6 protein-coding genes are annotated in these 6,946 nt (G+C 60.3%); 5 read left to right on the forward strand and 1 reads right to left on the reverse strand.

Going from position 1 to position 6,946, the window contains the following annotated elements:
* Positions 1-102 precede the first annotated feature (102 nt).
* Positions 103-2,139 carry a M3 family metallopeptidase gene (locus Q0P52_RS10940; RefSeq protein WP_293761819.1) on the forward strand — a complete coding sequence of 679 codons (2,037 nt, stop codon included), beginning with the start codon at positions 103-105 and terminating at the stop codon, positions 2,137-2,139.
* Positions 2,140-2,441: 302 nt separating this feature from the next.
* On the opposite strand, the gene Q0P52_RS10945 is transcribed toward Q0P52_RS10940, so the two are convergent.
* Positions 2,442-2,636, reverse strand: a complete 195-nt coding sequence (locus Q0P52_RS10945; protein ID WP_293761821.1) for a hypothetical protein — start codon at positions 2,634-2,636, stop codon at positions 2,442-2,444.
* Between the two features lie 390 nt (positions 2,637-3,026).
* Here Q0P52_RS10945 and Q0P52_RS10950 point away from each other — a divergent pair, with 390 nt between their 5' ends.
* The 4 genes from Q0P52_RS10950 to Q0P52_RS10965 form a co-directional block, all read left to right on the forward strand.
* Positions 3,027-4,649 (forward strand): phosphoethanolamine--lipid A transferase, encoded by a 1,623-nt coding sequence (locus Q0P52_RS10950; protein ID WP_293761823.1) that lies wholly within the window; start codon positions 3,027-3,029, stop codon positions 4,647-4,649.
* A 74-nt stretch (positions 4,650-4,723) separates the two neighbouring features.
* A complete protein-coding gene (gene xth, locus Q0P52_RS10955) occupies positions 4,724-5,497 on the forward strand; it encodes an exodeoxyribonuclease III (protein ID WP_293761825.1) in 774 nt (257 codons plus the stop codon).
* A gap of 258 nt (positions 5,498-5,755) precedes the next feature.
* Positions 5,756-6,460, forward strand: a complete 705-nt coding sequence (gene rquA, locus Q0P52_RS10960) for a rhodoquinone biosynthesis methyltransferase RquA (RefSeq protein WP_293813711.1) — start codon at positions 5,756-5,758, stop codon at positions 6,458-6,460.
* 182 nt (positions 6,461-6,642) lie between these two features.
* Positions 6,643-6,946: hypothetical protein (locus tag Q0P52_RS10965; protein WP_293813712.1), on the forward strand; the 304-nt coding region annotated here is incomplete at its 3' end.

Consider the following 6,946-nt stretch of genomic DNA (forward strand, 5'->3'; position numbering starts at 1 on the left):
ACCAGCAGAATGTCCCATCATACAGGGAAGCCCCGCCCATCATAGCCTCGCGGCCCGCCAGAACGGCCGCCGGCCCTTGCCAACCGCACAGGATAAGCACCCATGAGCCAGAACCCGCTTCTCGATTTTTCCGGCCTGCCGCGTTTTGCCGACATCACGCCCGAGCACATCAGTCCGGCCATCGCCGAACTGTTGGCCGAAGCCCGCAAGGCGGTGGCGCAATTGACGGCGCAACACGACACCCCGCAATGGGAAAGCTTTGTCGACCCGCTGACCGACGCCACCGAGCGCCTGTCGCGCGCCTGGGGCGTGGTGGGCCACCTCAACGCCGTGGTCAATACGCCGCAGCTGCGCGACGCATACAACGCCAATATCGCGCCGATTTCCGAGTTTTGGACCGAAATGGGACAAAACCTGGCCCTGTACCAACGCTTCAAGGCGCTGGCCGCCGCCCCCGCTTACGCCGCCTACGGCGTGGCCCGCAAAAAGATCATAGAGAACGACCTGCGCGACTTCCGCCTGTCCGGCGCGGAGTTGCCCGAAGCGGAGAAAGCCCGCTACGCCGATATCCAGAGCCGCCTTGCCGAGCTGTCTGCCCGTTTTGAACAGAACGTGATGGACGCCACCGACGCCTTCAGCCTGTTCATCGACAATGCGGCCGAGCTGGACGGCGTGCCGGAAGACTCGCTGGCCCTGTTTGCCGCCGCCGCCGAAGCGGACGGCAAAACCGGTTACAAGATCACCTTGCAGTTTCCCTTCTATTTCCCGGTGATGCAGTACGCCCACAACCGCGAACTGCGTCGCACGCTGTACGACGCCTACGCCAAACGCGCGTCGGAGTTCGGCCCGGCCGAACAGGACAACACCGCCATCATCCGCGAGAAGCTGCAGCTGACGCGGGAGGAGGCGCAGCTGCTGGGCTTCGCCAACTTCGCCGAACTGTCGCTGTACACCAAAATGGCCGAAAGCCCGCAGCAGGTCATCGATTTCCTGCGCGACCTGGCCCGCCGCGCCAAGCCGTTCGCGCAGAAAGACCGCGCCGAACTGGAAGCCTACGCGGCCAAAGAACTGGGCATCGCCCAACTGGAAGCCTGGGATGTGACCTATGCCGCAGAAAAGCTGCGCGAGGCTCGCTACGCCTTCTCCGAGCAGGAAGTGAAGCAGTACTTCCCCGAACCACGCGTGCTGGAAGGGTTGTTTGGCGTGGTCAATCGCCTGTACGGCGTCAACGTGCAAGCCAGCGGCGCGCCGGTGTGGCACGAGGACGTGCGCTTCTACGACATCCTCAAGGATGGTGCGCTGGTGGGCAGCTTCTATCTGGATCTGTACTCCCGAGAAGGCAAGCGTCCGGGCGCCTGGATGGACGACGCGCGCGGCCGTCGTCAAAAGGGCGAAACGCTGCAAACGCCGGTGGCCTACCTCACCTGCAATTTCACGCGGCCGGTGGGCGACAAGCCGGCGCTGTTCACTCACGATGAAGTCATCACGCTGTTCCACGAATTCGGCCATGGTCTGCATCACATGCTCACCCGTGTGGACGAGTTGGGCGTATCCGGCATCAATGGCGTGGAATGGGATGCCGTGGAGCTGCCCAGCCAGTTCATGGAAAACTTCTGCTGGGAGTGGGATGTGCTGCAAGGCATGACCGCCCATGCCGACAGCGGCGAGCCGTTGCCGCGCGCGCTGTTCGACAAGATGCTGGCGGCCAAGAACTTCCAGAGCGGCATGATTACCGTGCGCCAACTGGAGTTCGCCCTGTTCGACATGCTGCTCTACACCGGCTTTGACACCGCCAAGGGCGACTGGCTGGCGCTGCTGGACGAAGTGCGTCGCGAGGTGGCGGTGAATTTCCCGCCGGCCTACAACCGCTTCCCCAACAGCTTCAGCCATATTTTTGCCGGCGGCTACGCCGCTGGTTATTACAGCTATAAGTGGGCGGAAGTGCTGTCCGCCGACGCCTACGCCGCCTTCGAAGAAGCCGGCGGCGCCAACACCGACACCGGCAAGCGCTTCTGGGACGAGGTGCTGGCGGTGGGCGGCAGCCGCAGCGCGCTGGAGTCTTTCCGCGCCTTCCGCGGCCGCGATCCGCAGATCGACGCGCTGTTGCGTCATTCGGGCATGGTGGAAGCGACGGCCTGACCTGCCAGCGTCCGGCGCGCAAAAAAAAGCGCGCTGGCGGGAACTAGCCCAGCCGGCGCGATCTCTAATTTTTTGCTCAACGGGTTATCTCCTAGAGCAGCAAGCGAGCCAGACGCTTATCCATGCTCCTAGCGACATTGATACTGTGTCTATTTCGGCCCCCGATTTTCGGGGGCCTTTTTTATGATCATGGCGCTGAAAAAGGCAACACCGCCGGCGAAGCGGCGGTGTTGGTGCGGTGACTTTCAGTGAGATGACGCCTCGTGCTTTGCGGGCGGAATCGCCATTTCACTAAAACCGTGTCAGCGGGACGGTTCCTGGCCTTCCGGTGTGCGGGGAGTCAGGCGGTGACGCTGATGGAAGCTCGGCGTGCGCAGCGAAAAAGGCGTCGCCAGCGGCAGCAGGGTAGAGCGGTTGGGGTTCTTGGTGGGGCACAGCGGTTCTTGCTGCGGGTTGAAACGACTATCGATGCGATCAAGCTTGTGTTTGCGATTCAATTGCTTACTCCGGTGATGAAGACGCAACCATTCTAGGCCGCAAACTCTAAGACTGGCAAATTTGATCAAATTAACTGTTGTTTTCCCATCTCAGCCCCTGCGGGAACAGACCCTGTCATGCGCTGTCATCCTCTTGCCATTCGCGGTCATGTTTTCTCGGGTAAGATGGCATCCGCCCGGGGTCAACCCCGTTGCCGCCCGTGCGTTTAACAGGCGATGACCGCGCAAGGGCGGGACTGACAACAAACCGTATCGGGGACAAGCGCATGATGGCCCCGGTGCAAAAAGTCGTGCGAAGCCGGCCGCGTTCGACAAGAGCCGCGGCCGGCTCGCCTTGCTTGCGCAGATGCGCGAGATTGTGAACAGGTTTCCAGGGGATCATCAACCACCATGCTGCCCACTTTTTCCATTAGGCCGGAGCGTCTGACGCTGCTGGTGTCGTTGCTGCTGGTCGTGTTTTACAACGTGCCGTTCTGGCGAGAGATGCTGCGCATCGTCGGTCCGCTGGACAGCCACGGCGTCAAGCTGCTGGTGGAGTCGTTCTTCTTGGTTGTGGCCTTCTACAATCTGGTGCTGACGCTGTTTACCTGGCCCTACCTGGTAAAACCGGTGCTGGCCGTACTGCTGGTCGTTACGGCCTTCATCGCCTATTTCATGAACCAGTACGGGGTGATGATCGACACGCACATGGTGCAAAACGCGGTGCAGACCGACAGCCGCGAAGTGCGCGATCTACTCACTTGGAAAATGGCGTTGTTCGGCCTGTTGCTGGGGGCGCTGCCGCTGGCCCTGCTGTGGAAAGCACGCATCGTCTGGCGCTCGCCGCTGAAAGAAACCGGCGTGCGCTTGCTGACCTTGCTGGTGTCGGCTGCGGTGTTGTTCGGCATTGCCTTCCTCGCCTATCAGGATTTTGCTTCGCTGTTCCGCAATAACCGCCAACTGCGCCATTACCTGACCCCGTTCAACTATATCCAGGCGGTCAATGGCTACTATCAGGATCACTACAACAGCGGCCCCATTGTCGTGGGGCCTTATGGCGAGGACGCCAAGCGCGACCCAGCCTGGAATGCGCATAAACGCAAGACGGTGTTCGTCATCGTGGTGGGTGAAACCGCGCGCGCCGATCATTTCCAGCTCAATGGCTACCCGCGCGACAACAATCCGAAACTATCCGCGCAGCAGGGGCTGATCAATCTGCCCAATGTGCACTCCTGCGGCACGGAAACTGCTGTCTCAGTGCCCTGCATGTTCTCCGGCATGACGCGGGAGAATTACTCCGGCGACAAGGCCGCGCGGCAGGAAAACCTGCTGGACATACTCAAGCGCGCCGGTCTCAACGTGGTGTGGCGCGACAATCAGTCCGGCTGCAAGGACGTGTGCAACCGGGTAACGCTGGAGGACATGACGGTCAGCAAGGATGACAAGCTGTGCGTCACCGGGGAGTGCTGGGACGAAATCCTGCTGAAGAACGCGCAGGAGGTGATCGACAAGAGCGACAAGGACGTGGTGTTAGTGTTGCATCAGATGGGCAACCACGGTCCGGCCTATTACAAGCGCTACCCGCCGGCCTTCGAGAAGTTCAAGCCGGTCTGCCAGACCAGCGAATTGTCCCGTTGCCCGAAGGAGCAGATCGTCAACGGTTTTGACAACGCCATCCTTTATACCGATACGGTGTTGTCGGGCGTCATCGACTTCCTGCGCGCCAATCAGCAACGTTTCAACACCGGCATGATCTATATGTCCGATCATGGCGAGTCGCTGGGCGAGAATGGTCTCTACCTGCACGGCACGCCGTATATGCTGGCGCCGGAAGCGCAAAAACATGTGGGTGCCATGATGTGGTTCTCCGACGGTTTCCGCCAGGATGTGGGTCTCAATCAATCCTGCCTCGAAGCGCGCAAGGCGCAGCCGTACTCACACGACAACCTGTTCCACTCCGTACTGGGCCTGATGGGCGTTCAGACCGCGGTGTACAACAAGGAACTGGACATGTTCGCCGCCTGTCGCCGCTAAATGCTGGGGGCGCTTATGCTATCCTGCAGGGCCGTCCGCTAGGACGGCCCTGTTTTTTGTCTGGAGCCGAACACATGAAATTAGCCACCTGGAACGTCAACTCTCTCAAGGTACGTCTGCCGCAAGTATTGCAGTGGCTGGCGGACAGCCCGGTGGACGCGCTTTGCCTGCAAGAGCTGAAGATGGATCAGGACGCCTTCCCGCTGGCGGAGATCGAGGCGGCGGGTTACCGCGCGGCATGGTTCGGCCAGAAAACCTACAACGGCGTGGCCATCCTGACGCCGGCTGCTTATCAGTTGGAAGACGTGGTGGCGGGCATCCCGGGCTATGACGACCCGCAGCGCCGGGTTATTGCCGCCACCATCAATGGCGTGCGCGTGATTTGCGCTTACTTCGTCAACGGCGAAAGTGTGGATTCGCCCAAATATGCTTACAAACTGGAATGGTTGGCGCGCATGGAAGCCTATGTGGCCGATGAGCTGACCCGTCACCCGCGACTGGCCTTGCTGGGCGACTACAACATCGCGCCGGAAGACCGCGACTTGTACGATCCGGAGGGCTGGCGCGAGCAAGTATTGTGCAGCACGCCGGAGCGCGAGGCCTTCCGCCGCCTGCAAGGATTGGGGCTGACCGACAGCTTCCGCCTGTTCAATCAGGAAGAGAAACAGTTCAGCTGGTGGGACTATCGCGCCATGATGTTCCGCCGCAACCTGGGCGTGCGCATCGACCACATTCTCATTACCGACGAGTTGAAAGCCCGCGCCCAGGCTTGCGTGATCGACAAGACCCCGCGCAAGTGGGAGCGCCCGTCGGACCATACGCCCGTGGTGTTGACGCTGGCGGACTGAACATCCGGTGGCCTGCGGCCTGTTGCCGGTGTTTTGTCAGTCTTGCTGACGACAGTTTTACCTGATGTTTGTCTTTCGAGTCTGTGGAAGGGTGTGAAGCGGGCAGGATCAAGGCGCGACGCGGAAGATGTCGCCCGCCCCGTACCGGGGACGGGCCGCTATCATACTGACGTGATTGAAGATTGTTTGGCTTGGCTCAAACGAAAACATATTAGCAATTGCTAAAGTAATGTTTTTGCATGCGAATCAGGTGCCGTCATGAGCCAGAACCACCCACCCCTGCCTTGCGACCCTTACTACGAGGGCGTTCCCGATTACATGACCGAGGTCTATGACTGGGCCTACGTCAATCCCCGCCGCGCCGCCTTGCTGGACCGCAATCTGGTGGTCAGCACCCTGTTGTTCCTCAATGACCAGCGACTGATGCGCCGTTATCTGGACGCCATCCGTCCCGGCATGACGGTATGGCAGGTAGCGCATGTTTACGGCGACCTGGTGCAAAGGGCCGCCGACAAGGTTGGCCGAAGCGGCCATTTCGTTTTGACCGACATCACGCCGGTACAAGTGGAGCATGGCGCGGCCAAGTTGCGGGATTATCCCCAGGCTAGCGTCGTGCGCGCCGATGCCGCGCACTTCCGCATGCCGCAGCCAGTGGATCTGGTGTGCAGCTTTTTTATGCTGCACGAAGTGCCGGACGATCTCAAACACGCCATCGTCGACAACATGCTGGATCAAGTGCCAGTGGGCAGCGAGGCATTGTTCGTCGATTACCACGGTCCGGCCGCCTGGCAACCCATAGGCTGGCTGCTCAAATGGGTGAATCGTGTACTGGAGCCGTTTGCCGAAGCGCTGTGGCGCAAGGAAATCCGCGACTATGCCCGCGAGGCGGCATGTTTTGAATGGCGCAAGGAAACGCTGTTTGGCGGCGTCTATCAGGTGGTGCGGGCGAAAAGGCTGCGTTAGGGCGGCCTTCAGTGATGGATGTTCGGGCGTAGCAGTGCCTTGAAAACGCTTTGTACGTGTTGTTACACGTCCTTACAGAGCACTCACAGACGGCGAGACAGGGCATCGCTACGATACGACTCATGGAAACACCACTCCGGTGTCTCGGAAAGAACACTCCTCACTGAATTGGAGAATGCACCATGAAAAAACTGACCCTGCTGGTTCTGTCTGCTGCTTTCGGCCTGAGCTCCGCCGCTGGTTTTGCCGCTACTACCGCCTCCGCTCCGGCTGCCAAGGCTGAAGCCAGCAGCCCGAAGAAGGCCACCAAGATTCATCACGCCAAGAAAGGCGAGAAGAAAGTAGAAGCTTCCGCTCAGAAGGCTCAAGCCGCTGACGCTTCCGCTCCGGCCAAGAAGGCTCACAAAAAGGCTGCCAAGAAGCACACCGCCAAGAAAGTAGAAGCTTCCGCTCAGAAGGCTCAAGCCGCTGACGCTTCCGCTCCGG

Origin of the sequence: uncultured Aquitalea sp. (assembly GCF_945957525.1) — a bacterium.
GTDB lineage: Bacteria > Pseudomonadota > Gammaproteobacteria > Burkholderiales > Chromobacteriaceae > Aquitalea.